At 63.8% G+C, this 25,861-nt stretch carries 28 protein-coding genes and 3 tRNA genes; 20 read left to right on the forward strand and 11 right to left on the reverse strand.

The genetic code is table 11. From position 1 onward, the window contains the following. The first annotated feature begins 41 nt into the window (after window positions 1–41). From AC07X9_RS03430 to AC07X9_RS03465, 8 genes are all read left to right on the forward strand, one after another. The gene (locus AC07X9_RS03430) at window positions 42–827 is read left to right on the forward strand and encodes a F0F1 ATP synthase subunit A (protein ID WP_017182710.1); all 786 of its coding nucleotides are present in this window, start codon (window positions 42–44) and stop codon (window positions 825–827) included. Between the two features lie 53 nt (window positions 828–880). Continuing rightward, complete coding sequence (locus tag AC07X9_RS03435; protein WP_006961951.1) at window positions 881–1,108, forward strand: F0F1 ATP synthase subunit C; 228 nt, start codon at window positions 881–883, stop codon at window positions 1,106–1,108. 85 nt (window positions 1,109–1,193) lie between these two features. Continuing rightward, the gene (locus AC07X9_RS03440; RefSeq protein ID WP_017182709.1) at window positions 1,194–1,688 is read left to right on the forward strand and encodes a F0F1 ATP synthase subunit B family protein; all 495 of its coding nucleotides are present in this window, start codon (window positions 1,194–1,196) and stop codon (window positions 1,686–1,688) included. Next, window positions 1,681–2,295, forward strand: coding sequence for a F0F1 ATP synthase subunit B family protein (locus AC07X9_RS03445; protein ID WP_017182708.1), 615 nt, complete (start codon window positions 1,681–1,683; stop codon window positions 2,293–2,295). The genes AC07X9_RS03440 and AC07X9_RS03445 overlap by 8 nt, the downstream gene beginning before the upstream one ends. A gap of 334 nt (window positions 2,296–2,629) precedes the next feature. Next, a complete protein-coding gene (gene uvrC / locus AC07X9_RS03450; protein ID WP_017182706.1) occupies window positions 2,630–4,546 on the forward strand; it encodes an excinuclease ABC subunit UvrC in 1,917 nt (638 codons plus the stop codon). Between the two features lie 22 nt (window positions 4,547–4,568). Further along, window positions 4,569–5,303 carry a DNA repair protein RecO gene (gene recO / locus AC07X9_RS03455; RefSeq protein ID WP_017182705.1) on the forward strand — a complete coding sequence of 245 codons (735 nt, stop codon included), beginning with the start codon at window positions 4,569–4,571 and terminating at the stop codon, window positions 5,301–5,303. A 51-nt stretch (window positions 5,304–5,354) separates the two neighbouring features. Beyond that, the gene (gene leuB / locus AC07X9_RS03460; RefSeq protein WP_017182704.1) at window positions 5,355–6,398 is read left to right on the forward strand and encodes a 3-isopropylmalate dehydrogenase; all 1,044 of its coding nucleotides are present in this window, start codon (window positions 5,355–5,357) and stop codon (window positions 6,396–6,398) included. A gap of 66 nt (window positions 6,399–6,464) precedes the next feature. Further along, the gene (locus tag AC07X9_RS03465; protein ID WP_254908030.1) at window positions 6,465–6,947 is read left to right on the forward strand and encodes a hemerythrin domain-containing protein; all 483 of its coding nucleotides are present in this window, start codon (window positions 6,465–6,467) and stop codon (window positions 6,945–6,947) included. A 110-nt stretch (window positions 6,948–7,057) separates the two neighbouring features. Here the strand turns inward: AC07X9_RS03465 and istB are convergent, their stop codons facing one another. Together istB and istA are read right to left on the reverse strand one after the other, a co-directional pair. Then, window positions 7,058–7,786 (reverse strand): IS21-like element helper ATPase IstB, encoded by a 729-nt coding sequence (gene istB, locus AC07X9_RS03470; RefSeq protein ID WP_031304487.1) that lies wholly within the window; start codon window positions 7,784–7,786, stop codon window positions 7,058–7,060. Continuing rightward, window positions 7,773–9,287: an IS21 family transposase gene (istA, locus tag AC07X9_RS03475; protein WP_021238707.1), complete on the reverse strand. Its 1,515-nt coding sequence runs from the start codon at window positions 9,285–9,287 to the stop codon at window positions 7,773–7,775. The genes istB and istA overlap by 14 nt, the downstream gene beginning before the upstream one ends. Window positions 9,288–9,401: 114 nt before the next feature. Here istA and AC07X9_RS03480 point away from each other — a divergent pair, with 114 nt between their 5' ends. The 5 genes from AC07X9_RS03480 to AC07X9_RS03500 are packed head-to-tail and all read left to right on the forward strand — an operon-like array spanning window position 9,402 to window position 13,188. Next, window positions 9,402–10,241, forward strand: a complete 840-nt coding sequence (locus tag AC07X9_RS03480; protein ID WP_254908031.1) for a threonine dehydratase — start codon at window positions 9,402–9,404, stop codon at window positions 10,239–10,241. Then, window positions 10,238–11,446, forward strand: a complete 1,209-nt coding sequence (metZ, locus tag AC07X9_RS03485; RefSeq protein WP_017182701.1) for an O-succinylhomoserine sulfhydrylase — start codon at window positions 10,238–10,240, stop codon at window positions 11,444–11,446. Before AC07X9_RS03480 ends, metZ begins: the two co-directional genes overlap by 4 nt. Before the next feature lie 32 nt (window positions 11,447–11,478). Next, a complete protein-coding gene (gene apaG / locus AC07X9_RS03490) occupies window positions 11,479–11,877 on the forward strand; it encodes a Co2+/Mg2+ efflux facilitator ApaG/CorD (protein WP_026002311.1) in 399 nt (132 codons plus the stop codon). Continuing rightward, on the forward strand, window positions 11,874–12,665 hold the full coding sequence (locus AC07X9_RS03495) for a LysR family transcriptional regulator (RefSeq protein ID WP_017182699.1): 792 nt from the start codon (window positions 11,874–11,876) through the stop codon (window positions 12,663–12,665). The genes apaG and AC07X9_RS03495 overlap by 4 nt, the downstream gene beginning before the upstream one ends. A gap of 22 nt (window positions 12,666–12,687) precedes the next feature. Continuing rightward, window positions 12,688–13,188 carry a hypothetical protein gene (locus AC07X9_RS03500; protein ID WP_017182698.1) on the forward strand — a complete coding sequence of 167 codons (501 nt, stop codon included), beginning with the start codon at window positions 12,688–12,690 and terminating at the stop codon, window positions 13,186–13,188. A gap of 11 nt (window positions 13,189–13,199) precedes the next feature. Here the strand turns inward: AC07X9_RS03500 and AC07X9_RS03505 are convergent, their stop codons facing one another. The 7 genes from AC07X9_RS03505 to aroA form a co-directional block, all read right to left on the reverse strand. After that, window positions 13,200–14,984 (reverse strand): cation:proton antiporter domain-containing protein, encoded by a 1,785-nt coding sequence (locus tag AC07X9_RS03505; RefSeq protein ID WP_017182697.1) that lies wholly within the window; start codon window positions 14,982–14,984, stop codon window positions 13,200–13,202. Between the two features lie 117 nt (window positions 14,985–15,101). Next, window positions 15,102–15,187, reverse strand: a tRNA-Leu gene (locus AC07X9_RS03510). Window positions 15,188–15,235: 48 nt separating this feature from the next. Continuing rightward, on the reverse strand, window positions 15,236–15,526 hold the full coding sequence (locus AC07X9_RS03515; protein WP_017182696.1) for an integration host factor subunit beta: 291 nt from the start codon (window positions 15,524–15,526) through the stop codon (window positions 15,236–15,238). Between the two features lie 167 nt (window positions 15,527–15,693). Then, window positions 15,694–17,406, reverse strand: a complete 1,713-nt coding sequence (rpsA, locus tag AC07X9_RS03520) for a 30S ribosomal protein S1 (RefSeq protein WP_026002310.1) — start codon at window positions 17,404–17,406, stop codon at window positions 15,694–15,696. A gap of 169 nt (window positions 17,407–17,575) precedes the next feature. Next, window positions 17,576–18,211 (reverse strand): (d)CMP kinase, encoded by a 636-nt coding sequence (cmk, locus tag AC07X9_RS03525; protein WP_017182694.1) that lies wholly within the window; start codon window positions 18,209–18,211, stop codon window positions 17,576–17,578. Further along, on the reverse strand, window positions 18,208–18,459 hold the full coding sequence (locus AC07X9_RS03530; protein ID WP_019052007.1) for a CBU_0592 family membrane protein: 252 nt from the start codon (window positions 18,457–18,459) through the stop codon (window positions 18,208–18,210). The genes cmk and AC07X9_RS03530 overlap by 4 nt, the downstream gene beginning before the upstream one ends. Continuing rightward, window positions 18,456–19,766: a 3-phosphoshikimate 1-carboxyvinyltransferase gene (aroA, locus tag AC07X9_RS03535; RefSeq protein WP_017182692.1), complete on the reverse strand. Its 1,311-nt coding sequence runs from the start codon at window positions 19,764–19,766 to the stop codon at window positions 18,456–18,458. Before aroA ends, AC07X9_RS03530 begins: the two co-directional genes overlap by 4 nt. Before the next feature lie 182 nt (window positions 19,767–19,948). On the opposite strand from aroA, the gene AC07X9_RS03540 reads away from it, so the two are divergent. From AC07X9_RS03540 to AC07X9_RS03560, 5 genes are all read left to right on the forward strand, one after another. After that, entirely contained in the window at window positions 19,949–20,284 is a 336-nt protein-coding gene (locus AC07X9_RS03540) for a TIGR02300 family protein (protein ID WP_017182690.1), read from the forward strand. Between the two features lie 89 nt (window positions 20,285–20,373). Further along, a tRNA-Ala gene (locus tag AC07X9_RS03545) sits at window positions 20,374–20,449 on the forward strand. A 115-nt stretch (window positions 20,450–20,564) separates the two neighbouring features. Continuing rightward, a tRNA-Ala gene (locus AC07X9_RS03550) sits at window positions 20,565–20,640 on the forward strand. A gap of 84 nt (window positions 20,641–20,724) precedes the next feature. Further along, the gene (locus AC07X9_RS03555; RefSeq protein ID WP_017182689.1) at window positions 20,725–21,189 is read left to right on the forward strand and encodes a GAF domain-containing protein; all 465 of its coding nucleotides are present in this window, start codon (window positions 20,725–20,727) and stop codon (window positions 21,187–21,189) included. Window positions 21,190–21,457: 268 nt separating this feature from the next. Further along, on the forward strand, window positions 21,458–21,922 hold the full coding sequence (locus AC07X9_RS03560; protein WP_017182688.1) for a cache domain-containing protein: 465 nt from the start codon (window positions 21,458–21,460) through the stop codon (window positions 21,920–21,922). 60 nt (window positions 21,923–21,982) lie between these two features. On the opposite strand, the gene AC07X9_RS03565 is transcribed toward AC07X9_RS03560, so the two are convergent. Next, a complete protein-coding gene (locus AC07X9_RS03565) occupies window positions 21,983–24,259 on the reverse strand; it encodes an ATP-dependent helicase (protein WP_017182687.1) in 2,277 nt (758 codons plus the stop codon). A gap of 103 nt (window positions 24,260–24,362) precedes the next feature. Between AC07X9_RS03565 and AC07X9_RS03570 the strand changes: the two genes are divergently transcribed. Together AC07X9_RS03570 and AC07X9_RS03575 are read left to right on the forward strand one after the other, a co-directional pair. Further along, on the forward strand, window positions 24,363–24,758 hold the full coding sequence (locus AC07X9_RS03570) for a GFA family protein (RefSeq protein ID WP_017182686.1): 396 nt from the start codon (window positions 24,363–24,365) through the stop codon (window positions 24,756–24,758). Between the two features lie 196 nt (window positions 24,759–24,954). After that, entirely contained in the window at window positions 24,955–25,398 is a 444-nt protein-coding gene (locus tag AC07X9_RS03575; RefSeq protein ID WP_017182685.1) for a hypothetical protein, read from the forward strand. Here AC07X9_RS03575 and AC07X9_RS03580 read toward each other — a convergent pair. After that, window positions 25,361–25,834, reverse strand: coding sequence for an RrF2 family transcriptional regulator (locus tag AC07X9_RS03580; protein WP_017182684.1), 474 nt, complete (start codon window positions 25,832–25,834; stop codon window positions 25,361–25,363). The genes AC07X9_RS03575 and AC07X9_RS03580 overlap by 38 nt on opposite strands. Between the last annotated feature and the right edge of the window lie 27 nt (window positions 25,835–25,861).

Consider the following 25,861-nt stretch of genomic DNA (forward strand, 5'->3'; position numbering starts at 1 on the left):
AGTCCGACGTTTAGACGGTTTAGACGTAACAGGGGTCCAGCGTGGCAGAATCCGGCAAAATCGATCCGATGCATCAATTTGCGATCGAACCGCTGTTCGGTACGGATCATCTGTCGATCGGCGGCTTCAACATCGCCTTCACCAACAGCGCGCTCTATATGGTGCTCGCGGCTGTGGTGCTGTGGATCTTCGTGATCGGCGGCATGAAGCGCGAACTGGTCCCCGGTCGCTGGCAGATGGCGGTCGAATATATGACCGGCTTCATCAAGAATCTGCTGATTGCGAATATCGGCGACAAGGGGCGCAAATATATCCCCTACGTCTTTTCGCTCTTCATGTTCATTCTGCTGGCTAACCTTCTGGGCCTGCTGCCGCTGGGTCTGGTGGGGCTTCACCCCTTTACCTTCACCAGCCATTTCACCGCCACTGGCGTATTGGCGATCATGAGCTTCTCGATCGTCCTGATCGTCGGCTTCGCCAAGCATGGCTTCCACTTCTTCTCGCTGTTCGTGCCCCATGGCACGCCTGCGCTGATGGTGGTGCCGCTCTTCTTCATTGAACTCGTCTCCTTCATGGTGCGTCCGTTCAGCCTGGGCCTGCGACTGTTCGTCGCGATGACCGCTGGCCACGTACTGCTGAAGGTGCTGGCGGGCTTCGTCATCAACAGCGCCAACGCCTCGCCGGCTTTGGGTCTCACCGTCGGCACCGCCAGCTTCGTCCTGATGATCGGTATCAGCGCGCTGGAAATGCTGGTTGCGGTGATCCAGGCCTATGTGTTCGCGCTGCTGACCTCGGTCTATCTCAACGATGCCGAAAACCTGCACTAAGATTTCCGTAATTTCGTCAACATTATCAATATTCTAACGAAGGAGTTTACGACATGGACGCAGAAGCCGCAAAGCTGCTCGGTGCTGGCCTGGCCGCGATCGGTGCGGGCATCGCTGCCCTCGGTGTGGGCAACGTATTCAGCGCGTTCCTCGAAGGCGCGCTGCGCAATCCGGGCGCTGCTGATGGCCAGCAGGGCCGTCTGTTCATCGGTTTCGCCGCGGCGGAACTTCTGGGTCTGCTGGCGTTCGTTATCGCCATGATCCTGGTGTTCGTGGCCTGACACATATTGGGTGCGGGCTGGGCGGCTTCGTGCTGGCCCGCCCGCATCCCCCCAAATTGACCGCGCCCTGATCGGACGGATAGATATGCCTCAAATCGCGCAAATCGCCGAAACCTACTCCAGCCAGATTTTCTGGTTGCTGTTGACCTTCGGCTTCGTGTTCTTCGTCATCGGCCTCGGCATGGTGCCCAAGGTTCAGGGTACGGCGGACGCGCGCGACGCGAAGATCAGTGGTGATCTGGACGCGGCCAAGGCCGCCTTCGCCCGCGCCGACGAAGCGGAAGCCGACTATCGCGTCCGTGACGCGCAAAGCCGTGCCGCCGCCCAGGCGATGCTGGTTCAGGCCAAGGCGCAAGCCGCCAAGGCATCCGAAACCAAGCTCGCTGCCGCCGACGCTGAAGTCGCCGCCAAGATCGCGGCCGCCGAAGCCCGGATCAAGGCCGCCAGCGATGCCGCTCTGGCAGAAATTGAAACCGTCGCTGCCGATGCGGCACGCGACATGGTGGCCCGTATCGCTGGCGTGCAAGCGTCGGACGATGCAGCCCGCAACGCAGTAAAGGCGGCACTGGCCCATGGCTGAGGCAGCAGCACAGCATTCGGCGGAAACGCCCCCGAGCCTTGAACAGGCAATCCATGCCGAAGGACTGGAGCCGGTTGGCACCGTCGCGCACGAAGGCGTCGCGCCCCATACAGATCCCAAGGCTGTCGGCATGGACGCCACCGCCTGGGTCAGCCTGGCGATGGCGGTCTTCATCGCCATCCTTCTGTTCAAGAAGGTTCCCGCTCTGATCGGCAGCGTGCTTGACGGGCGGATCGCACAGATCAAGGCGCAACTCGCCGAAGCCTCCAAGCTGCGTGCCGAGGCCGATGCGCTCAAGGCCGAATATGAGGCGAAACTCGCCGCCGCTGCGGGTGAGGCCGAAGCGATGCGCAAGTCTGCCGAGCATGAGGCCGAAACCCTGCTGGAGGACGCCCGCACCGCTGCCGCCGATCTGGTCGTCCGTCGCCAGAAAATGGCTGAGGACAAGATTGGCGCCGCCGAACGCGCTGCCATCACCGCCATCCGCGCCCGCGCCGTCAACGCCGCAACCACGGCCGCGGCCAGCCTGATCGCACAGGGCCATGATGCCAGCGCCGACAAGGCTCTGGTCGATAGCGCCATCAAGGGTCTCGGCCCGGTCGTCTGATCGCGCCACGCCAGACAAAAAGGAAAAAGGGCCGGGCGCAATCCCGGCCCTTTTGCGTTGGCGCTTTAAGTCCTCCCCCGTGGGGCTGAGAAATCGCGCATGACGTTTCGTTATTTCTACAACGTCATCCTGAACTTGTTTCAGGATCCATCGTGCCCCAAACACTGCCGCCGCGTGTGACGAGAAATGGATGCTGAAACAAGTTCAGCATGACGATGAAGGCAAGGGCAGTTTCATAGGCGCGATAGCTCTGCCGGAGGGGCGATGGGTTCCCTGTGGCCATCACCCCAACCGCCCCCATTGCGATCCCCGCCCGGCACGCTATCTCATCCCCATGTCGCAACCCCAATCCCCCGACCGTTTCAACGAGGACAAGGCCAGCTACACGGTGCGCGGGTCCGGCGCGCCGGATATCGACGCGGGGGTGGAGGCGATCCGCACCACGCTGCGAACCCTGCCGATCCGGCCCGGCGTCTATCGGATGCACGATGCGCGCGGCGACGTCCTCTATGTGGGCAAGGCCCGCGCGCTCAAGAATCGCGTCGCCAACTATACCCAGGTCGACCGCCTTCCCCGCCGCCTGCAACGCATGGTCGCCCAGACCCGCTCGATGACCATCGTGACCACCAACAGCGAGGCCGAAGCCCTGCTGCTGGAGGCGCAACTCATCAAGCGCTACCGCCCGCCCTACAATGTGCTGTTGCGCGACGATAAAAGCTTCCCCTTCATCCTGCTGCGGGAGGATCATGCCTTTCCCCGCGTCCAGAAGCATCGCGGCGCGCGCAAGGCGAAGGGCCGCTATTATGGCCCTTTCGCCAGTGCCGGGTCGGTCACCCGCACCATCAACGCGCTGCAAAAGCTCTTTCTGCTCCGCTCCTGCACCGACAGCTTCTTCGCCAATCGCTCGCGCCCCTGCCTGCTCTATCAAATCAAGCGCTGCTCTGCCCCCTGCGTCGATCGCATCGACCCGGAAGGCTATGCCGAACTGGTCCGCGACGCGCAGGATTTCCTGGGTGGCAAGTCGACCAAGGTGCAGCAGAAACTCGGCACCGCGATGCAGGCCGCGTCCGATGCAATGGATTTCGAGCAGGCCGCCGTCATCCGCGATCGCCTCAAGGCGCTGACCTTCATTCAGGGCAGCCAGGCGATCAATGCCGAAGGTCTTGGCGACGCCGACATTTTCGCGCTGGCGCAAAAGGGTGGCGCAATGTGCATCCAGGCCTTCTTCATTCGTGGCGGACAGAATTGGGGCCATCGCAGCTTCTTCCCCGTCCACACCAACGAAGTGGCGGAGGACGAGGTGCTGGCCAGCTTCATGGCGCAGTTTTACGAGGAAGTGCCGCCGCCCAAGCTGGTCCTGGCCGACCGCGCGCCCGCCGAATGCGAATTGATGGCGCAGGCGCTCAGCGAACGGATCGGCAGCAAGGTCCGCATCGAAGTCCCCCAGCGCGGCGATCGCACCCGCCTGATCAAACAGGCGCAACGCAATGCGGTGGAGGCGCTGGACCGCCGCCTCGCCGAAACCACCAGCCAGGGCAAGATTCTCGACGAGATGGTCGAGATGTTTGGGCTGGACGCTGTACCTGATCGCATCGAAATCTACGACAACAGCCATATTCAGGGCGCTCATGCCCTTGGCGCGATGGTCGTCGCGGGGCCGGAGGGGTTCCGCAAAAACGCCTATCGCAAGTTCAACATGAAGAACCCCGAAATCTCCAACGACGATTTCGCAATGATGCGCGAAATGTTCGAACGCCGTTTCGGCCGCGCCCAGCGCGAAGACCCTGATCGCGACAGTGGCGAATGGCCCGATCTGGTGCTGATCGACGGCGGCAAGGGCCAGCTATCGGCCGCCCGCGCCATGCTGGAGGAAATGGGCATCGAGGATGTCACGATGGTCGGCGTCGCCAAGGGGCCGCACCATGGCCGCGACGGGCGGGAGGTGTTTCACCTGATGGATGGCAGCGAACTGACGCTCCCGGTCAATCACCCGGTCCTCTTCTACCTCCAGCGCCTGCGCGACGAAGCCCATCGCTTCGCCATCGGCGCCCACCGCGCCAAGCGCAGCAAGGCGATCACCGTGTCGTCGCTGGACGAAGTTCCCGGCATCGGCCCCGCCCGCAAAAAAGCCCTGCTCATGCATTTCGGCACCGCCCGCGCCGTCCGCGACGCGGCGCTGGAGGATCTGGCCCGCGCGCCGGGTGTTTCAAAAGCGGTGGCGCAGCAGGTCTATGATTATTTTCATGGCTGATCCCGGCGGGGGCGCATAGCGCATGTCGATCCTCGCGACCCCTGCGATCATTTGCTCGCTGCGCCAGCATGGCGAACATGGCGCGATCGCGCGGTTGCTGACACCCGACCATGGCCTGATCGCGGGCTATGTGCGGGGCGGCCGATCCCGCGCGATGCGTCCAGTGCTGCTCCCCGGGAATAGCGTCGCGGCGACTTTCCGCGCCCGGACGGAGGAACAGCTCGCCAGCCTGACCGTCGAACTGGCGCATAGCCGCGCACCGCTTCATGCTGAACCCTTGCCTGCCGCCGCGATCGACTGGGCCTGCGCGCTGACCGCCATCGCCCTGCCGGAAGGGACGCCCTATCCCGCGCTTCATTCCGCGCTCGATGGCGTGCTGGGCGCGGTGGAGGCCGCCCCTGCGGCCCGTGGCTGGGCAGTGGCGCTGGTTCGCTACGAACTGCTGCTGCTCGCCGAACTGGGCTTCGGCCTTGATCTGACGCGCTGCGCTGCGACGGGCGACGCCACCGATCTCGCCTTCGTCAGCCCGCGCAGCGCGGCGGCGGTCAGCCGGGCAGGGGCCGTCGGCTATGAAAGCCTGCTCCTGCCGCTTCCCCCCTTCCTGCTGGAGGGTGGCACGGGCGAATGGAGCCAGATACTCGACGGCTTGCGCCTGACCGGCTTCTTCCTCGAACGCTCGATCCTCACCGACTGGCGCGCCGATGTGCTGGCAGCAAGGGAAAGGCTGGTCGAAAGGCTCAAAAGGGCGGTTGCGTGAAACCTCCTGTCTCCATAAGGGATCGCCACGCAATATAAGGAGTGCCCGCCCATGTTGATCGCCCTGTTCCCCGGAGACGGCATCGGTCCCGAAATCGTCGATCAGGCCAAGCGCGTGCTGGATGCGCTGGCGATCGACGGCCTGACCTATGAGCATGGGCTGGTCGGCGGCGCGGCCTATAAGGCGGTCGGCCATCCGCTCCCGCCCGAAACGCTGGAACTGGCCAGGCGTGCCGACGCCATCCTGTTCGGCGCGGTGGGTGATCCCGATTGCGACGCCCTTGAACGCCATCTGCGGCCCGAACAGGCGATCCTGGGCCTGCGCAAGGAACTTGGCCTCTTTTCCAACCTGCGCCCGGCCAAGGTATTTCCCGAACTGGCCGGCGAATCCGCCCTCAAGCCCGAAGTTGCCAGCGCGATCGACCTGCTGATCGTCCGGGAAACCAATGGCGACGTCTATTTCGGCGAAAAGGGCTTCCGCACCACGGCCGACGGCCTGCGCGAAGGCTATGACATCATGTCGTACAACGAGGCCGAAGTGCGCCGCATCGCCCATAGCGGCTTTCAGGCGGCACAGGCGCGGCGCGGCAAGCTGTGTTCGGTGGACAAGGCCAATGTGCTCGAAACCAGCCAGCTTTGGCGCGACGTGGTGATAGAGGTATCGGCGGACTATCCCGACGTGGCGCTCAGCCATATGTATGTGGACAATGCCGCGATGCAGCTGGTCCGCAACCCCGGCCAGTTCGATGTCATCGTCACCGGCAATCTGTTCGGCGACATTTTGTCCGATCAGGCCAGCATGTGCGTCGGCTCCATCGGCATGCTGGCGTCCGCCACGCTCAACGGCAGCGGGCAGGGGCTGTACGAGCCGATTCATGGGTCCGCCCCTGACATTGCGGGCACTGGAAAGGCCAATCCGCTGGCCACCATCCTGTCCGCCGCGATGATGCTGCGCTATTCGCTCGACCTCGGCGCGCAGGCCGATCGTATCGAGGCGGCCGTGGCCAAGGCGCTGGCCAACGGCGCGCGCAGCGCCGACCTGGGCGGCGCCATGACCACGGTCGAAATGGGCGATGCGGTGCTGGCGGTTCTTTGACAGGCCACCGCCGCCCTTAAGATTTCGTCGCCCCGTCGTTCTTAAAAGAAAACGGGGACGCAACGAATGACGATCATATTGAAGCAGGATCATGACGCCTTGCGCGCCATGATGCACGATTTCGCGCATGTTCTGCGCACGCGCGGTTCCGACGCCTTGCCGGACATAGCGCGCAGGCGTATCTCTTTTTCCCAGCTGTTCCGCCAACATATGGGGCGAGAGGACGCCCGCGCCCTGGATTTGCGGAACGGCCGTCAGGCGGCGCAGGCCGATCCGGTCCTGCGCGAACATGGCCGGGCAATCCGCATCCTGTTCCTGCGCTACAGCGACCATATCAAATATTGGACGCCAACAGTGATCAAGGGGAGTTGGGACGACTATCTTGCGGCGGTGCTGGTGCTGCAAGGCGAATTGGCCGATCGGATGGCGTGGGAAGAACGGTGCCTCTATCCACTGATAGATGCGCAGCCACGCGGGGCAGTGTCAAACGGCGTTCAAAAGGGACCCCCGATCGGCGTCGAAGAGGGACCCCCTTTTCAGATAATATGATGCTGGTTTGTTGAAGATGGCCTTGCGCTGCGTGCGGCGGAGGGCGGGCGTAGCCCGACCGGAGGCGCGCGCAGCGCAAGATAGATTTTTGAAGGCGCCGAAGGTGGCTGTCAGCTGCGGTTTTTGAAGCGCCAGCTGTCGTTGCCCGTCTCGACGATATCGCAGTGGTGGGTGACGCGGTCGAGCAGCGCCGTGGTCATCTTGGGATCGCCGAACACGGTCGGCCATTCGCCGAAGGCGAGGTTCGTGGTGATGATGACGCTGGTCCGCTCATAAAGCTTGCTGATGAGGTGGAACAGCAACTGCCCTCCCGAGCGGGCGAACGGCAGATAACCGAGCTCGTCGAGAACGATCAGGTCGAGCCGCGACAGCTGCGCCGCCAGGGTCCCGCCTTTGCCGATCCGGGTCTCCTCTTCGAGGCGTGTCACCAGATCGACGGTGTTGAAGTAGCGGGCGCGAGCGCCCCTTCGCACGACATTGGCGGTGATCGCGATGGCGAGGTGGGTCTTGCCTGTCCCCGTGCCGCCGACCAGCACGATATTGCGGCGAGGCGGGAGGAAGGAGCCATCGTGAAGGGAGCGGATCATCTCCTCATTGATCGGTGTGCCCTCGAAGCTGAACCGCTCCAGGTCCTTCACCACGGGCAGCCTCGCAGCCGTCATCCGATAGCGGATGGAGGCTGCATCCCGGTGGGTCGCCTCAGCACGGAGCAGGTCGGTCAGTATCTCCATGGTGGTGCGCTTGCGCTGGAGGCCGGTGGTGACCGCCTCGTCGAACGCCGCCGCCATGCCCTTGAGTCCGAGGCCGCGCATCGTGTCGATCATATCATGCCGCTGCATCATAGCCTCGCAGCAGATCATAGCGGGCACAGTCGGCGAGCGGAGGATGCTGCAGCATCCGGTCTTCCGAAGTGACGATGCTGTGGGGTGTCGCCGGCTCGCGGCGCCGGGAGAGGATGTTGAGGATCAGCTCGTCGCTGGCCGTTCCGTTCGCCAACGCTTCGCGCACGGCAGCCTCTACCGGCTCCAGGCCATCGGTGAGCACCGCCGAGAGGACCCGCACGAACCTGCGATCGGCCTCGTCCCCGGTGCCGAGCCTTCGCCGTAATCGGTGCAGGGCGGGCGGCAGATCCCAGTCCTGGAACGGTGCGCCGTTACGCAGCGCGCCGGGCTTGTGCGCGAGGACCGGCAGATAATGCCAGGGATCGTATATCGTGCGGTTCCGACCGAAGTGGCGCTCATGCTCCCCGACGATCGCATCGCCGCAGCGTATGACGATGCGATCGGCATAGGAGCGCACCTGAACGGTCCGGCGTGCGGCCGTCGACATGACCGAGTAGCGGTTGCGATCGAAGCTGATGAGGCAGGTGCCGGTGACGGCATGCTCGCTCTCATGGAAGCCGTCGAACGGTGCCAGGATCGGCTGCAGGGCCGGTCGCTCCATATCCAGCGCCTCGGCGACGGTAATATCCCCGCGTTCGGGATGGGCATGATGCTCGGCCCAGCGCCGGCACTCGGCCTCCAGCCACCCGTTGAGCTCGGCCAGGCTGGCGAACCGGAGCCGCGGCTGGAAGAAGCGGCCTCGGATTGTCTGGACCTGCTGCTCGACCTGGCCCTTCTCCCATCCCGCCGCCGGCGAGCAGGCGGTCGGCTCGACCATGTAATGATCGGTCATGATCAGGAAGCGGCGGTTGAACACACGCTCCTTGCCGGTGAACACGGCCGTCACCGCCGTCTTCATATTATCGTAGATACCGCGTCGCGGCACACCGCCGAAGAACGCGAACGCCCGGGCATGGGCATCGAACAGCATCTCCTGGCCCTCGCGCGGATAGGCCCGGACATAGGGTGCGCGCGAGTCGCAGAGACGCATATGCGCCACCTTCACCCGCATCGGCTTGCCGGCGATCTCCACATCCTCGTGGCTCCAGTCGAACTGGTAGGCCTCACCCGGCTGGAAGGTCATCGGGATGAACGCCGGTGCGCCTTCGCCAGCATCCTTCCGCCGCGCAGCACGCCAGCGCGCCGCATAGCGGCGCACCGCATCATAGGATCCATCGAACCCCTCGCGCACCAGCAGGTCATGGATACGCGTCATCCGTAGCCGATCGCGGCGGCCGCGACCTTCGTTCTCCTCAAGCAGCGCATCGAGACGATCCTGATAAGGACCGATCCGCGGCAGCGGCTGGACTTTGCGCTGATAGTTGAACGCCGCCTCCGGCGACCGGATCGCTTTGCGGACGACCTTCCGCGACAAACGAAGGTCACGAGCGATCGCCTTGATCGCCTTACCCGCTGCATGCTCACGCCGAATCCGAACCACTGTCTCCACGATCAACATCCCGTTCTCGCCAACTGATCAAAACCAGTCGGCCGACTAAATCCCCGGGATGAAGGGGTCCTTTTTGCACGCCGATCACCCCACGAAGGGGGTGCCTATTGCACGCTGATCCTCATGCGCGGGGCGATCACCTATATCGACTGGCTCCGCCGTACGCACCCGCATGTCACCGGCATCATCACCGCAACCCGTGGCAATCATGGGCAGGCGCAGGTCCGCGCCGCCACTGCCGCGGGGCTCAAGGCCACGATCATCGTCCCCCACGGCAATGCGCTGGAAAAAAATGCGGCCATGCGGGCGTTCGGCGCGACCCTGATCGAACATGGCCATGATTTCGACAGCGCCAAGGCCGAAGCGCTCCGCCTGTCTGCCGAGCAGGGGCTTTTCATGGTCCCGGCCTATCATGACGAACTGGTCCGGGGCGTCGCCAGCTATGGGCTGGAACTGTTCGATGCGGTGCCGGACCTCGACACGGTTTACGTCCCCGTCGGCTGCGGTTCCGGCCTCTGCGGCACCATCGCGGCGCGCGATGCGCTGGGCCTCGCGACCAAGATCGTCGGCGTCGTCTCCGCCCATGTCGATGCCGCCAAGCGCTCGTTCGAGGCGGGCAGGCTGCTCGCCAGCCCCACCGCCTACACTTTTGCCGATGGCGTGGCGGTATGCACGCCCGTACAGGCCGCGCTTGATTATTTCGGACCCCGCGCCGACCGCTTCGTCGCCGTCACCGACGATGAAGTCGCTGCCGCAATCCGCCATTATTGGCAGGACACGCATAATCTGGCCGAAGGGGCCGGAGCGGTCGCGCTTGCCGCCGCACTTCAGGAAAAGGAGGCGATGCGGGGCAAGAAGGTTGCAGTTATCCTGTCTGGCGGTAATGGCGACATGAGCCAGATGGCCGAAATATTGGGCGGCGCCACCCCCGTGGTGCGGCAGGACATGCGGAAAGCGATATGAAGCGGAAAAGCGGTCAGAACCCGGATATCACCAAGAACTGGAAGCCAGCCACGCTGGCGATCCGGGGCGGCACCGCGCGCAGCGAATGGGGCGAAACCTCCGAAGCGCTCTTCCTGACCAGCGGCTACAGCTATGACCGGGCGGAGGACGCCGCCGCACGCTTTGCCGGTGAACAGCAGGGCATGACCTATTCGCGCCTCCAGAACCCGACCGTGGAGATGCTGGAACAGCGTATCGCCCTGCTCGAAGGGGCGGAAGCCTGTCGCGCCACAGCAACCGGCATGGCGGCGATGACCGCAGCGCTGCTCTGCCAGTTGTCGGCGGGCGACCATGTCGTCGCGGCCAAGGCGGCGTTCGGTTCCTGTCGCTGGCTGACCGACACGCTGCTGCCCAAATTCGGGATCGAAACGACCACGATCGACGCGCGCGACACCGCTGCGTGGGAAGCCGCGATCCGGCCTAACACCAAGGTGTTTTTCTTCGAAACCCCCGCAAATCCGACCATGGATGTGGTGGACTTGCGTGCCGTCTGCGCCATTGCGAAGGCGCATGGCATCACCAGCGTCGTGGACAATGCCTTCGCCTCGCCAGCGCTCCAGCGGCCCATGGAATTTGGCGCGGATGTCGTGGCCTATAGCGCGACCAAGATGATGGATGGTCAGGGCCGGGTGCTCGCGGGCGCGGTCTGCGGCACGCGCGAGTGGATCGACAATGTCCTGCTGCCGTTCCACCGCAACACCGGGCCGACGCTCAGCGCCTTCAACGCCTGGGTGGTGCTGAAGGGGCTGGAAACGCTGGACCTTCGCATCCGCCGCCAGAGCGAAAATGCGCTGAAGGTCGCCGCCTTCCTTGAAGGCCGCGTGGCGAAAGTCCTGTATCCCGGCCTTCCAAGCCATCCCCAGCACGCATTGGCCATGTCGCAAATGGCGATGGCCGGTCCCATCTTCTCGCTCTATGTCGGCGGTGGCCGGGCCGAAGCGCACGGCCTGCTCAACGGGCTCGAACTGGTCGACATCAGCAACAATATCGGCGACTCGCGGTCGCTCATGACCCATCCGGCCTCCACCACCCATTTCGGCATGGCCGAAGCGGCGCGGCTGGAAGTCGGCATTACCGAAGATATGCTCCGCCTGAACGTGGGTCTGGAGGATGCCGACGACGTCATTGCCGATCTTGATCGCGCTCTCACGTCGATAGGGCGTTGACGGGAGGCATCGGCCAAGCGCATCTCAGCATCATGAACGCGCTTTTCCCCTTCCACGCGACGACGCGCGATGTGACTGTTCATGTCGCCGTCTCCTTCCTGCCCGAACAGTCGGAGCCGGACCGGGGCCGCTGGTTCTGGGCCTATCATATCCGCATCGAAAATCACGGCGACCTGCCGGTGCAACTGCTCAGCCGCCACTGGATCATTACCGACGGGCGGGGCGTCCAGCACCGTGTCGACGGCGACGGCGTGGTCGGTGAACAGCCGGTGGTACAGCCGGGCAAAAGCTATGATTATGTGTCGGGTTGCCCGCTCAATACGCCCACCGGATCGATGCAGGGCAATTATCAGATGATCGGCGTGGGCGGCGAAACCTTTGAGGTCGCGATTCCGCATTTCGCCCTCATCGCCCCGGCGGTCGCCGAATGAAGCGCACCCATTTGCCGCTGAACGGCCTGCGTGTGCTGGACGCAGCGGCCCGGCACCTGTCCTTCACCCGCGCCGCTGATGAACTGGCGGTCACGCCCGCTGCTGTTGGCCAGCAGATTCGCGCGCTGGAGGATCTGCTGGGCGTCGTCCTGTTCCGCCGCACGCCCAAGGGGCTGGAACTGACCCCGGAAACCGAAGGCGGCCTCGACGCGCTGCGCGCCGGCTTTCTGGAATTTGAGGAAGCCGTCCGCGCCATGCAGGCGGGCCAGTCCAGCAGCGCTCTCACCATTGCGGCGCCGCGCGACATCACCGCCAAATGGCTTCAGCCGCGTCTGGCCGCCTACGCCGCCAGCCAGCCCGGCCTGACCTTCTCTCTGGTCGCGGCTGACGAGATGCTCGATTTCACCGAAGCCAATCTCGATGTCGCGCTGCGCCTGTCCGACCGGGTCGGGGAGCATGAGGGCGTCCAATTGGGCGAGCCGCTCTTCGTTACCGTAGAGGCGGCCAATGGCGGCCCGGACCAGCGCATCGAATGGCCCGGCTGCCCGTCGAGCGATCAGCCTGCCAGCATCCGCGTGGCCGACGCCGGACTGGCGATCGAGGCCGCCGCGACTGGCTTTGGCCGTGCCAGCGTGCCGTTGCTGTTGGCGGAGGCGGATTTGACCGCCGGACGCATCCGTCAGGTCGGCGACGCCGTCGCTTCGCCGCTGTCCTACTGGCTGATCGCCCCGCTACCGCAATGGCGGCAGAAGAAGGTGAAGGCTTTGGTCGAGGCGCTGACGCGCTGATATTGCGATGAGGATAGGTGATATGCGTGGCATGGCCGGATGGACGAGCAGCGTTCTGGCGTTCGCGCTGGTTGCCTGTTCCGGCGGCGAAGATTCGCTCGCAAATGATGCAAGGACGCCAACCGTTGCGCAAAATGCCGCGGGGAATGCTGCTGGTGGGCCTGTCCCCGATGCCAACGCTGTAGGGAATGTCGCAGAGCCGGACGCCGACAGTTCAGTGTCGACCATCTATGGCGATTGCTATCTCAGGATCGACGGCAAGGTCTATCTCGACATCAAGAAGGATTGCCCGATGGTGTCGTTGCATGACGGCAATGGCAGTCTGATCCTGAATTCTGATGGCGAGCATCAGGTCAAAACCTATTTCGCCTATCTGACACCCAATGGAGACGGTACGGCTGGCGCGTCATGGAATGAAGAACCCGGCGTCACCCATGCCCAGGCGCTGTTGTCCGAAAATCTCAAGCGGGACGGCGCCTGCTGGTTCGACAGTCGTGTCAGGATTTGCGCCACCCAGCGCTGAAGCGGGGAGTGTCAGCTCACCTCGTCGGGTCGCAGCCGCCGCAATTTCGGGACGGTGGCCATCTGCGCTGCATCTTTAATGTCCACCCGCAAATCCTCGCGCATCTGATGGATGGATGCGATCACTGGCCCCATCGCCACACCCAGATCGACCAGCGCAGTCTCGGCCAGTTGCAGCGAGCTTTCCAGCGTCTCCGGCACTGCATCGCTCGCACCCGCCTTGTAAAGCTGCGCGGCATGACTGGTATCGCGCGCGCGGGCGATGATCGGCAGATCCGGCACCCATCCACGCACCCGCCGGGTCAGCCGGACGGACAGGACCGGGTCGTCCATCGTCAGGATCAGCGCGCGGGCATGGCCCAGCCGCAGCTTGTCCAGCATTTCCACCCGCGCCACGTCGCCGAATAATATGGGATAACCCGCCCGCCGCGCTTCCGCGACGACGTCGGGGTCCGATTCAACGACGATGAAACGCTGCTTGTGGGTCTTGAGCAGGTCGCACACCATCCGTCCGACCCGGCCAAAGCCGATGACGACCGCTGCTGCCTCGGCATGCTCCTCGCTCGCTTCGGGCAGTTCTTCACCCAGCGCCATTTCCAGTCGGCGGGCGACATCATGGCCAATCCGCGCCAGCAACGGCGTGATGGTCAGGCCAATGGCGGTGACGATCTGCCAGAAGGCGGCGGTCGACGGCAGGATCAGTTGTGCCGCCGCTGCGGTCGACAGCACGATCAGGGTGGTCTCCGACGGGCTGGACATCAGCACGCCAACCTCCAGCGCCACGCCCTTGCGCGCCCCGGAAAAATAGAGCAGCGCGGCGGTCACCAGCGTCTTGGCCAGCACTACGCCCGCCACCGCCAGCACCAGGCTGGGCCAGTTGGCCAGGATCACGCGAATGTCCAGGCTCATGCCGACCGTTATCAGGAATACGCCCAGCGCCAGCCCCTTGAACGGCGCGGTGATGACCTCGACCTCGCCATGATAATCGGTTTCGGCGATCATCAGTCCGGCCAGCAGCGCTCCCACGATCGGCGACAGGCCAGCGATGGACGTCGCCAGGCTGGATACGATGACGACCAGCAGGCTCGCGGCCAGAAACACCTCCGGGCTTTTCGTCCGCGCCGCCTGGCTGAAAATATGCGGCAGGAACAGGCGGCCCAGCACCAGCATGATCGCGATGGTGATGCCGCCGCGCATCAGCGTGCTCATCATCTCGCCCCACGCCCCGTCGGGACTGGCCGCGACGGACGGTGCCAGCGCGCCGAGCATGAAGATGATCGGCACCAGCGCCAGATCCTCGAACAGCAGCATCGAAAATGCGGCTTTCCCGACTGCGCTCTGGGTGCCGACCATCGGCAGCACCACGGCGGTCGAGGACAGCGCCAGCGCCAGCCCCAGACCGACTGCGCCTGCGGTCGGTTGGCCCAAGGCGTAGAGGCCGAGCGCAATCAGCGCCCCGCTGCACAGCAATTCCGCCGCGCCCACGCCGAACACCTGCGCCCGCATCGTCCATAAACGCTTGAAGCTCAGTTCCAGCCCGATGGAAAACAGCAATAATATGACGCCCAGTTCCGCAAATGGCTCGATCGCCGCGCGGTTGGAAATGGTGACATGATAGAGCCAGGGATATTGCCCGACCAGCGCGCCCAGGCCAGCCGGGCCGACCGCCAGCCCGACCAGGATGAACCCGATCACCGGACTGATGCGAAAGCGCGCAAATCCGGGAATAACCAGTCCGGCCGCGCCAAGGATGACGAGGGAGTCGCTGAAGCTATGGGGATCAATCGCACCGGCCATGTCGCCATCATTGCGGCAAGTCGGTGGAATATCCAGCCTTTTGGTAGAAAAATGCCGTTACGGCAATTCGCCAAGCGCCGCGCGGGTGCCTGCCCAAAACCGGGGATTTGAGAAAAGTGGTGCGGACGGCGGGACTTGAACCCGCATTTCCAGGGGAAGGCGGATTTTAAGTCCGCTGCGTCTACCGATTTCGCCACGTCCGCGTGCCGCATTCCCTGACGGCTGGCGCGGATCAGGTCAAGCCGCTGTGATCAGCTTTCGCCCTTGACGTTCAGCCGCTCGCGCATTTCCTTGCCCGGCTTGAAATAGGGGACGCGCTTGGCCGATACCGGCACTTGCTCCCCGGTGCGCGGGTTGCGCCCGGTGCGGGCTTCGCGCGCGCGCGTCGTGAAAGCGCCAAAGCCGCGCAGTTCCACACGACCGCCCGACGCCAGCCGGTCGACAATCTCGCGGAAGAAAAGATCGACGATCTTCTCCACCTCCGCAAGGTTCAACCCCGGATTTTCATCAGCCAGTTTCTGGATCAATTCCGAACGGATCATTGGTTGTCCAGCGCCCCTCTGCCGTGTCCCATCCATTGCATAGAGATTTGGCAAGGCGTTGACAATGAGGGAACAAGAAGTTCGTTTCGTTTCCAGAAACATTTGCAAAAGCCCGCCGGAACCAGTGTTCCGGCGGGCTTTCTGTTCGCTGCAAGGTGCGAAGGGGTTTAGCCTTCGGTCTTGGCCTTCAGCGCTTCGCCCAGAATGTCGCCCAGCGACGCGCCGCTGTCGGACGAACCATATTGCGCCACAGCCTGCTTCTCTTCGGCGATCTGCATCGCCTTGATCGAGAAGGTCGGCTTCTTCGCACGGTCGAAACCGGTGATCATGGCGTCGAACTTCTGGCCGATCTGGAAGCGTTCCGAACGCTGTTCGTCACGGTCACGGCCCAGGTCGCTGCGCTTGATGAAGCCGGTGGCGCCATCTTCGCCGGCCTGGACTTCCAGGCCGCCGTCGCGGACTTCAAGGACGGTCACGGTGACGATCGCGTTCTTGTTCAGGCCAGCGGCAGCGGCAGTGGTGCCGCCCGCAGCCGGACCGCCACGCTCAAGCTGCTTCATGCCAAGGCTGATGCGCTCCTTCTCGACGTCGATGTCCAGAACGACCGCCTGCACGGCTTCGCCCTTGCGATGCAGCGCCAGCGCGTCCTCGCCAGAGATGCCCCAGGCGATGTCGGACATGTGGACCATGCCGTCGACGTCGCCGTCCAGGCCGATGAACAGGCCGAACTCGGTCGCATTCTTGACTTCGCCCTCGACGGTCGAACCGATCGGGTGACGCTCGGCAAAGCTGTCCCACGGGTTCGACTGCGCCTGCTTGAGGCCCAGCGAGATGCGACGCTTTTCGGGATCGACTTCCAGAACCAGAACTTCGACTTCTTGGCTGGTCGAAACGATCTTGCCGGGGTGGACGTTCTTCTTGGTCCAGGACATTTCCGAAACGTGGACCAGACCTTCGATGCCCGGCTCCAGCTCGACGAACGCACCATATTCGGTGATGTTCGTGACGCGGCCCGACAGCTTGGCGCCGATCGGATATTTGGCCGATGCGCCTTCCCAAGGATCGCTTTCCAACTGCTTCATGCCAAGCGAGATGCGCTGCGTGTCGCGGTTGATGCGGATGATCTGGACGCGAACGGTGTCGCCAATGTTGATCATCTCATTGGGGTGGTTGATGCGCTTGTACGACAGGTCGGTGACGTGCAGCAGGCCATCGATGCCGCCCAGGTCAACGAACGCACCATAGTCGGTGATGTTCTTGACGACGCCTTCGATGATCTGGCCTTCGGCCAGCGTCTGGATGAGGCCGCTGCGCTGTTCGGCGCGGGTTTCTTCCAGAATGGCGCGACGCGACACGACGATGTTGCCGCGGCGGCGATCCATCTTCAGGATCTGGAAGGGCTGCGGAATGTCCATCAGCGGGGTGACGTCGCGAACCGGGCGGATGTCGACCTGGCTGCCGGGCAGGAAGGCCACGGCGCCGTCCAGATCGACGGTGAAGCCGCCCTTGACGCGACCGAAGATGACGCCTTCGACGCGCGCGCTCTCGGTGAACTCGGCTTCCAGCTTGTCCCAGGCGGCTTCGCGGCGGGCGCGGTCACGCGACAGCATCGCTTCGCCATGGGCGTTTTCGACGCGATCGACATAGACTTCGACTTCGTCGCCGACCTTGATGTCGGCCTTCTGGCCCGGCATCGCGAATTCGCGCAGCGGCACGCGGCCTTCGGACTTCAGACCTACGTCGATGACGGCCAGGTCGTTTTCGATGGCGGTAACGGTGCCCTTGACGACGCGGCCTTCAAAGCCGCCGTCCTCGCCACCGAGGGAATCATTGAGAAGCGCGGCAAAATCGTCGCGTGTGGGGAATGCCGTAGAGGCCATTGTCAGTCCTTCATACATCATTGCTGGCCAACCGGTTGTATCCGATGGTCTTTGGCCAAAACACGCGCAGGACCGAATATCCGGCGCGTATCCCGCCGGTCAGGGGCTTGGGAACGCGCGGCTGTGAAAAGCGAAAAGGGCGCGTGGTAAAACCGCGCGCCTTGACGGGTCAGCCCGCAGGGCGACCTTCAAGCTGGGCGTCCACAAGCGCAATGGCCCGCTGGACGGCCGCGTCTATAGTCAAATCGCTTGTATCTAGCAAGTCCGCACCGTCCGCGATTTTCAGGGGCGCGTGATCGCGACTCATGTCGCGGGTATCGCGTGCCTGAATGTCGGCGATCAGGCTGTCCATATCGGGCTGTCCGCCCTGCGCCAGACTGTCCTTGTATCGGCGTTCGGCTCGCACATGGACGCTGGCGGTGACGAAGATCTTGGCGTCGGCGTCCGGCGCGATCACCGTACCGATGTCGCGGCCGTCCAATATCGCGCCGCCTGGCTGGGTCGCAAAATCCCGCTGCCGGGCGATCAGCGCGTCCCGTACCGCCTGATGCACCGACACGCGGGAGGCAAGGCTACCGACCGCTTCGCTCCGCAGCGCCGGATCGGCCAGTATCTCGTCGCCAAAATCGCAGGCGGCCAGCGCATCGGCCTTGATGTCCGGATCGCCACCGCGTTTCAGCACCGACAGGCCGACCGCGCGATACAGCAGCCCGGTGTCCAGGCAGGGCAGGCCATAATGACGCGCCAATGCCTTCGCGATCGTTCCCTTGCCCGACGCGGCGGGGCCATCGACAGCTATGATCATCGGGCGTTGCCTTTGCGGATCGTGTTGGCAAGGCCGATCACCGCGATCGCCGCCCAGACAATCTCCAGCGCCATCGACGCCAGATTGAAATGGATGGTGAGCGACGCGATCAGCAGCAGCGATCCCACAAGGTTCAGCAGGTTGAACCACAGGAAGTTCAGTTCCCTCGCTATATTACTATAGGCATAGGCGACCACCATCAGCCCGCTGCCCAGCAATCCGACGATATTGGCCCAGTCCATCGTCATGCCAGAGCGCCCAGCGTTCGCAGTAGCGGGACAAAGGTGGGGAAGCTGGTCGCCACCGGCGCCATATCGTCGATCATCACCCCGTCGCGCGACACCAGCCCGGCCACCGCAAAGCTCATGGCGATTCGATGGTCCAGCTTGGTTGCGATAGGCCCGCCGCCCGCCAATGGTGCGCCGCCGCTGCCCTCGATGATGATGCCGTCCTCCAGTTCCTCGACCGTTACGCCGATCGCGCGCAGCCCGGCCGCCATCGTTGCGATCCGGTCCGATTCCTTGACCCGCAACTCTTCCAGACCGCGAAACACGCTGCGCCCCTGCGCCAGCGCGGCGGCGATGAAGGCGACGGGATATTCGTCGATCATGCTGGGCGCTCGCGCCGGGTCCGGCTCTACGCCCTTGAGCGCGGAGGCCGTGACCGCCAGATCGCCCACCGGCTCCCCGCCGACCTCGCGCGGATTGATGACCTCGATCGAGCCGCCCATTTCCCGAAGCAGGTCGATCAGGCCCGCGCGCGTTGTGTTCAGACCGACATTGGCGATCGTCACCTGCGATCCGGGCACCAGCAGCGCTGCGACCATCGGGAAAGCGGCCGACGATGGATCGCCCGGCACGACGATCTGTTGCGGTTTCAGTTCCGCTTCGCCTACCAGTGTGATGATCCGCGTTCCGTCTGCTTCGACCTCGACTTCCAGTTCCGCGCCAAATCCACGGAGCATCCGCTCGCTATGGTCGCGCGTCGGAATCGGCTCGACCACGCGGGTGATGCCGGGCGTGTTGAGGCCTGCCAGCAATATCGCCGATTTGACCTGCGCCGACGCCACCGGCAACCGATAATCGAGCGGCACGGCGGGGCAGGCGCCACGCATCGTCAGCGGCAGACGGTCGCCCGGACTGGTGGTGAAGCTTGCCCCCATCCGCGCCAAAGGCTCGGTCACGCGCGCCATCGGTCGCTTGCTCAGGGAAGCGTCCCCTGTGAAAGTGGCGGTCAGTTCATGGCTCGCCAGCAATCCCATCAGCAACCGCGTCGACGTGCCGCTATTGCCCATGTCGAGCGCCTGTTCTGGTTGGAGCAGCCCGCCCACACCCACGCCATGGATATGCCAGATGCCGTCCGCATCGCGCTCTATGTCCGCGCCCATCGCCCGCATCGCCGCGGCCGTCGCCAGCACATCCTCGCCTTCCAGCAGGCCTTCGACCCGGCTTTCGCCCACCGCCAGCGCCGACAGCATCAGCGACCGGTGGGAAATGCTCTTGTCCCCCGGCACGGCGACGCCGCCCGACAGGGCAGGGGCGGCGGTGAAAGTCATGGGGGTCGGCGATGAGGAAGTGGCAGTCACTGAAGCGTTCCGATCATGTCGGGGTCGAAAAAATGCGCCCGGCTTTTGACAGCGCCGTCCCGCTATGGCAAGGCGCGCGACGTTTCGCGGGCAACTTCACCGTTGCGCCGCGTAGTTGGTATTTGAGCATCAAATAAAGGATTAGGCCGGACATGGTGAAGGCTGAATGGGGCACGAAGCGGACCTGCCCGAAATGCGCCACGCGTTTCTATGACCTGGGCAATGACAGCCCGGTCGTCTGCATCAACTGCAACGCGGCCTGGGAACCGGAGCCGGTGCTGAAGTCGAAGCAGCCGCTCCCTTATGAGGAAGCGCCCAAGAAGGTCATCGAAACCGCAGACGGTGAGTTGGAAACGGCCGATGACGATCTGGACCTCGACATCGACGTCGATGATGACGGCGATTCGCCGGACAATGACGTCGATCTGGGCGGTGACGACGACCTGGGCGTCGATGCGGCCAGTGACGACGACGCGGACGATAATTAAGTCATTTTGTTCTTGCCAAGGATGGCGCTGCGACCTAATGGCAGCGCCTCCGAAGCGCCGGACCCAAACGGCGCTTTAGCGATGGAAATGGGGCCTTAGCTCAGCTGGGAGAGCGCCTGCATGGCATGCAGGAGGTCAGCGGTTCGATCCCGCTAGGCTCCACCAGTTTCGCCGATACAGAAGCCGTCCGGGGGATGGCTTCCGGCGAAACTCCCGAAGCGCAAGCGGAGGGGCGCGATCATATACCAACGGGTTCCGCAGCATCGCTGCCGAACCGGATGGGGCCTTAGCTCAGCTGGGAGAGCGCCTGCATGGCATGCAGGAGGTCAGCGGTTCGATCCCGCTAGGCTCCACCAAAATCTTGCGTGCAATCGCGCACAATCCTAAATGGCTGCCAGATGCTGCGGTGCGATGAGCATCGCGTCAAAAGAGGTGCATCTATGCGGGACGATTTCGCTGCCTCGGTTGCGGCGCACGGTGATGACGATCGGATTCGGGCGATACTGGAAGAGGTCTGCCAGACGACAGGCATGGGTTTCGCTGCGGTCGCCAGGGTGACGGAAGATCGCTGGGTCGCGTGCCAGATCGTCGACCGGATCGAGTTCGGCCTTGATCCCGGCGGGGAACTGGAAATCAAAAAGACCCTGTGCGACGATATCCGCCGTTGCGGCGAAGGCATCTATATCGATCATGTCGCCATGGACCAGGACTGGCGCACGCATCATGTCCCCCTTTTTTACGGCTTTCAAAGCTATGTGTCGCTGCCTGTCATTCTGCTTGATGGCAGCTTCTACGGCACGCTGTGCGCCATTGATCCCAACCCCCGTTCGGTCAGCGCGCCGGCCATCGTCGCCGCCATGCAGGACTATGCCCGATCGATCGGTGCGATATTGTCGGCGAAATGATGCTGTTGTTCAGTCGATAGTGCCGGGACTTCGCCTGACTCGTTTGCGTCCAGCGGGGCCAAGGTAGATTTCCGACCTTGAGCGGTGCGGCCGCGACAGGCCTCTCCATGCATATGGCCTCATACCAAAGGTCGATTTGATCTGCGTCTAAATGCGCGGGCGCGGATCGGGTTAATTACGCTCTGTCATCGGCAATCGGATCGGGACCGAAGGTCCGCCTGCATCCGGCTTCAGCGTTTGTTGTCGATGATCAGAGGAGATTTGGCTCATGTTCCCATTTTCGCGCACCCTCACGGCTATGGTCTGCGCCCTCGCGCTTTCCGCCGCCCCCGCCCTGGCCGCCCCGCATGCCGATGCAGCACAGGCGCAGGCCATGCTCGAAAAAGCCGTGGCGACCATCAAGACGGCCGGTGCCGGGCCTGCCTTTGCTGCGTTCAATCAAAAGGACGGGGCATTCAACACCGGGGAACTCTATGTGTTCGTTTTCGACCTGAACGGGGTCTACGAAGCCTATGGCGCGCATCCCGGCTTGGTCGGCCGCGATGTCAGCGATCTGACCGATGCGGAAGGCAAACCGATCGTGCGCGACATGATAGAGATTGCCCGCACCAGCGGCCATGGAAAGATCAATTATGTCTGGCTCAACCGCGCTGACAATCGGGTCGAACGCAAGATGTCGCTGATCGAACTGGTCGACAATCATGTCGTGGGTGTCGGCTATTATCCCGAATAGGCCGGGATCGACCAGGGACCATCGACGGCATGTACTGCGTCGATGGCCCGTCACGCCGGGTCAGGGGATGGACACGAAACTGTCCAACACGCGCTTGCGCCCGGCCGTTTCGAACTCGATTTCCAGCTTGTTGCCTTCAATCTCCGCCACCGTGCCATAGCCGAATTTCTGGTGAAACACGCGCAGGCCCAACGCCATGTCGCTGCGCCCCTTGTTGCCGATAGACACTGCCGATGCGCGCGCCTCCACGATCCGCACCGGCTCGCGGCTGAACTGGCCGGATGACTGCGCCCGCTGCCACCCCGGCCCGCGCCCTTCGCCGCGCCCGACATGGGCGAACGGATCGTCCCGTTCCGACCAGTTGGCGCGCCACAGGGACGCGCCACCGCTCATGCTGCTTTCCGCATCGACATGCTCCGGCGGCAATTCGCCGACGAAGCGCGACGGAATGCTGCTGGTCCATTGGCCATAGATGCGTCGATTCGCGGCGTGCAGAATCGTGCAGCGCTTGCGCGCCCGCGTGATCGCGACATAGGCCAGCCGTCGTTCCTCCTCCAGGCTGTTGAGGCCGCCTTCGTCCAGCGCCCGCTGCGACGGGAAAATCCCTTCCTCCCAACCCACCAGGAAGGTCGAATCAAACTCCAGCCCCTTGGCGGCATGGATCGTCATGATCGTGACCTTGCGCTCTTCCTGCTGCGCTTCATTGTCCATGACGAGGCTGACATGCTCCAGAAAAGCGCCCAGCGTCTCATATTCCTCCATCGCCCGCGCCAGTTCGCCCAGATTTTCCAGCCGCCCGGCGCTCTCGGTCGATCGCTCGGCCTGCAACATCGCGGTATAGCCGCTCTCGTCCAATATCTGCCGCGCCAGTTCGGCATGGGGCAGGGCGGCCGCCCGGTCGCGCCAGCGCGCCACATCGCCCACGAAAGCGCCCAGCGACCGACGCGCCTGCGGCGTCAGTTCGTCCGTGTCGAGGATGCGCGCCGCCGCGTGGAGCAGCGGTATCCCCTCTGCCCGAGCCAGCCGGTGCAATTTCTCCACCGCCTTGTCGCCAAGACCCCGCTTGGGCACATTGACGATCCGTTCGAACGCCAGATCGTCGGCGGGCTGGTTCACCAGCCGCAAATAGGCCAGCGCATCGCGGATTTCGGCCCGTTCATAAAAGCGGAAGCCGCCGACGATACGGTACGGCATCCCGATCTGGATGAAGCGATCCTCAAACTCACGGGTCTGGTGCTGCGCCCGAACCAGGATCGCGACTTCGTCCAGCGACCCGCCATCGCGCTGGATCGCCTCGATCTCCTCGCCGACCCGCCGCGCTTCTTCCGGCCCGTCCCATATGCCGACGACGCGCACCTTCTCGCCCACGTCGATGTCGGTCCACAATGTCTTGCCCAGCCGATTGCCATTTTCGGCGATCACGCCCGATGCCGCGCCCAATATATGCGGGGTGGAGCGATAATTCTGTTCCAGCCTTATGATCTTCGCGCCGGGAAAATCCTTCTCGAACCGCAGGATATTGGCGACTTCCGCCCCGCGCCAGGAATAGATGGACTGGTCGTCATCGCCCACGCAGCACAGATTCTTGCGCGTCTGCGCCAGCAGCCGCAGCCACAGATATTGGCTGGAGTTGGTGTCCTGATATTCGTCCACCATGATATATTTGAACCGCTGCTGATAGCTTTCCAGCACGTCGCGATGGCTTTTCAATATCGTCAGAACATGCAGCAGCAAGTCCCCGAAATCACAGGCATTAACCGCGCGCAACCGGGCCTGATAGGCGGCGTACAGCTTTTGCCCCTTGCCATTGGCATAGCCCTCGCTCTCGCCCGCGCTGATGTCGTCCGGGGTCCACCCCTTATTCTTCCACTGGTCGATCAAGCCGCCCAATTGCCGCGCGGGCCAGCGCTTCTCGTCAATCCCTTCGGCCTGGATCAACTGCTTCATCAGCCGCAACTGGTCGTCCGTATCCAGAATCGTGAAATTGGATTGCAGCCCGACCAGTTCGGCATGACGCCGCAGCATCTTGGCCGCGATCGCGTGAAACGTGCCCAGCCATGGCATCCCCTCGACCGCCGGGCCGATCATACGCCCCACCCGTTCGCGCATTTCCCGCGCCGCCTTGTTGGTGAAGGTGACGGACAGGATTTCGGACGGCCAGGCGCGCCGGGTCGCGACCAGATGGGCCAGACGCGCGGTCAGCGCAGCCGTCTTGCCCGTTCCGGCACCCGCCAGCACCAGCACCGGCCCTTCGGTCGTCAGCACTGCTTCGCGCTGCGGCGGGTTCAGGCCCTTGATATAGTCGGGGTCGGTGGAGGAGGGGGCGGGAAAGTTCATGGACAACAACTAGGGCTGGGCAGGGGCGGGGGCAAGGCATCAGCCTTGCAGTGACGCGCCTTCTATGAGAACAAAAGGGGAATTGTGCAAGGGAGGACGAATCATGGCGACGGGGAAATGTCAGTGCGGCGCGATCCGCTACGAAGTCAGCGGGGAGCCCGCGCATAGCGCCATCTGTCACTGTGCCGATTGCCGCGCCAGTTCCGGCGCGCCGATGGTCGGTTGGGCCTTGTTTCAGCGGGATGCGGTGAGCATTGAAGGCACGCCGGTCGCCTATCAATCCTCCCAGAACGCGACCCGTCATTTTTGCGGAACGTGCGGTACCGGGCTGTTCTACACCAATCCCGCCATCTTCCCCGGCGGCATCGATATTCAGACCGCGACGCTTGACGATCAGTCGGCCTTTCCACCCCAGGCGCATATCCAGATGGCCGAAGCGCCGCCATGGATGGCTACCGCCAACGAACTGCCAAAATTCGATCGCTTTCCCGGCGAATAAGGCGGTTCGATACGGAGGGAAGGGCAGATGCTCCTCTCTTGCGCACATTGGCCAGACGATCACTCCTGCTTCATCTCATGGCGCATCCGGCACGGCTCACCGCCACAGCCGGAACGGGCGCGTCACGACTCCGGTTCTTCGCTCACTCTTCCCCGCGTAATGGGGCCATGAGAAAAGAAGGAAAGGATATTTTCCGATGAAGTCGATCATGCTGGCCAGCGCCGCGATGCTCAGTTTTGCCGCCGTTACAGGCGTTGCCACCGCGCAGGAAACGCCGGCTCCGATGAGCCAGCCGCCCGCTGGCGACATGGCGCCGCCTGCCGATCCTGCCACCCCCGCCATGCCAGCAGACCCTGCCATGACGGCCCCTGCTGCACCCGGAACTGCTCCGGCAACCCCTGCTGATCCCAATGCAGGGATGCCGACCGGCGCCGTCCCGGCAGACCCCGGCATGGACCCGGCGCCTGCTGGCGTTCCCAATGACCCGGCTGCACCCGTCGGATCGGCTGCAAACCCTGTGACCGTAGGCGGCAACATGACCCCGCCCCCGGCGGAGGCGAAGGACTATCCCGTCTGTTCGAAAACCGTGCAGGACAGCTGCATCAATCCGAGCGAGGCGCGCAAGGCGCGTCGCCGCTGACCAATGCATCCGGGCCGGGCAGGGCAGCGATGATCGCTGCCAGTCCGGCCCGGTCGCGGGTCGCATCGCTCAGGCTGTGCCGGTCCAGCACGGCCAGAAATGCAGCGGCGGCCTGCGCCAATATGCCGGTCAGCCCGCAAGACGGGCTGACCGGGCAGGTCGCACAGTCGGCCATTCTCATGTCCGGCTCGCTATGCCGGACCACCGCGCCGATGCTGATTTCCTCCGGCGCGCGTGCGAGCGAAAAGCCACCGCCGCGCCCGCGCTGGGTCGCGATAAAGCCACCCTGCGCCAAGCCATGCACCACCTTCATCAGATGATTGCGCGACAGTCCGTAAGCGTCGGCAATCTGCGCAATCGTCGCCCGCCCGTCTGGCGATGCTGCCAGATGAATCAGTACGCGCAGCGCATAATCGGTGTGTCGGGTCAGTTGCATGGTTTCGTTCGTTAATCCTCCGACTGG

This window comes from Sphingobium sp. GW456-12-10-14-TSB1 (assembly GCF_059424385.1).

Bases quoted from the DNA above. Each gene is read 5' to 3' on its own strand.
- AC07X9_RS03435 (WP_006961951.1), top strand. From the start codon at position 881: ATGGACGCAGAAGCCGCAAAGCTGCTCGGTGCTGGCCTGGCCGCGATC.
- AC07X9_RS03440 (WP_017182709.1), top strand. From the start codon at position 1,194: ATGCCTCAAATCGCGCAAATCGCCGAAACCTACTCCAGCCAGATTTTC.
- AC07X9_RS03445 (WP_017182708.1), top strand. From the start codon at position 1,681: ATGGCTGAGGCAGCAGCACAGCATTCGGCGGAAACGCCCCCGAGCCTT.
- uvrC (WP_017182706.1), top strand. From the start codon at position 2,630: ATGTCGCAACCCCAATCCCCCGACCGTTTCAACGAGGACAAGGCCAGC.
- recO (WP_017182705.1), top strand. From the start codon at position 4,569: ATGTCGATCCTCGCGACCCCTGCGATCATTTGCTCGCTGCGCCAGCAT.
- leuB (WP_017182704.1), top strand. From the start codon at position 5,355: ATGTTGATCGCCCTGTTCCCCGGAGACGGCATCGGTCCCGAAATCGTC.
- AC07X9_RS03465 (WP_254908030.1), top strand. From the start codon at position 6,465: ATGACGATCATATTGAAGCAGGATCATGACGCCTTGCGCGCCATGATG.
- istB (WP_031304487.1), bottom strand. From the start codon at position 7,786: ATGCAGCGGCATGATATGATCGACACGATGCGCGGCCTCGGACTCAAG.
- istA (WP_021238707.1), bottom strand. From the start codon at position 9,287: ATGTTGATCGTGGAGACAGTGGTTCGGATTCGGCGTGAGCATGCAGCG.
- AC07X9_RS03480 (WP_254908031.1), top strand. From the start codon at position 9,402: ATGCGCGGGGCGATCACCTATATCGACTGGCTCCGCCGTACGCACCCG.
- metZ (WP_017182701.1), top strand. From the start codon at position 10,238: ATGAAGCGGAAAAGCGGTCAGAACCCGGATATCACCAAGAACTGGAAG.
- apaG (WP_026002311.1), top strand. From the start codon at position 11,479: ATGAACGCGCTTTTCCCCTTCCACGCGACGACGCGCGATGTGACTGTT.
- AC07X9_RS03495 (WP_017182699.1), top strand. From the start codon at position 11,874: ATGAAGCGCACCCATTTGCCGCTGAACGGCCTGCGTGTGCTGGACGCA.
- AC07X9_RS03500 (WP_017182698.1), top strand. From the start codon at position 12,688: ATGCGTGGCATGGCCGGATGGACGAGCAGCGTTCTGGCGTTCGCGCTG.
- AC07X9_RS03505 (WP_017182697.1), bottom strand. From the start codon at position 14,984: ATGGCCGGTGCGATTGATCCCCATAGCTTCAGCGACTCCCTCGTCATC.
- AC07X9_RS03515 (WP_017182696.1), bottom strand. From the start codon at position 15,526: ATGATCCGTTCGGAATTGATCCAGAAACTGGCTGATGAAAATCCGGGG.
- rpsA (WP_026002310.1), bottom strand. From the start codon at position 17,406: ATGGCCTCTACGGCATTCCCCACACGCGACGATTTTGCCGCGCTTCTC.
- cmk (WP_017182694.1), bottom strand. From the start codon at position 18,211: ATGATCATAGCTGTCGATGGCCCCGCCGCGTCGGGCAAGGGAACGATC.
- AC07X9_RS03530 (WP_019052007.1), bottom strand. From the start codon at position 18,459: ATGACGATGGACTGGGCCAATATCGTCGGATTGCTGGGCAGCGGGCTG.
- aroA (WP_017182692.1), bottom strand. From the start codon at position 19,766: ATGACTTTCACCGCCGCCCCTGCCCTGTCGGGCGGCGTCGCCGTGCCG.
- AC07X9_RS03540 (WP_017182690.1), top strand. From the start codon at position 19,949: ATGGTGAAGGCTGAATGGGGCACGAAGCGGACCTGCCCGAAATGCGCC.
- AC07X9_RS03555 (WP_017182689.1), top strand. From the start codon at position 20,725: ATGCGGGACGATTTCGCTGCCTCGGTTGCGGCGCACGGTGATGACGAT.
- AC07X9_RS03560 (WP_017182688.1), top strand. From the start codon at position 21,458: ATGTTCCCATTTTCGCGCACCCTCACGGCTATGGTCTGCGCCCTCGCG.
- AC07X9_RS03565 (WP_017182687.1), bottom strand. From the start codon at position 24,259: ATGAACTTTCCCGCCCCCTCCTCCACCGACCCCGACTATATCAAGGGC.
- AC07X9_RS03570 (WP_017182686.1), top strand. From the start codon at position 24,363: ATGGCGACGGGGAAATGTCAGTGCGGCGCGATCCGCTACGAAGTCAGC.
- AC07X9_RS03575 (WP_017182685.1), top strand. From the start codon at position 24,955: ATGAAGTCGATCATGCTGGCCAGCGCCGCGATGCTCAGTTTTGCCGCC.
- AC07X9_RS03580 (WP_017182684.1), bottom strand. From the start codon at position 25,834: ATGCAACTGACCCGACACACCGATTATGCGCTGCGCGTACTGATTCAT.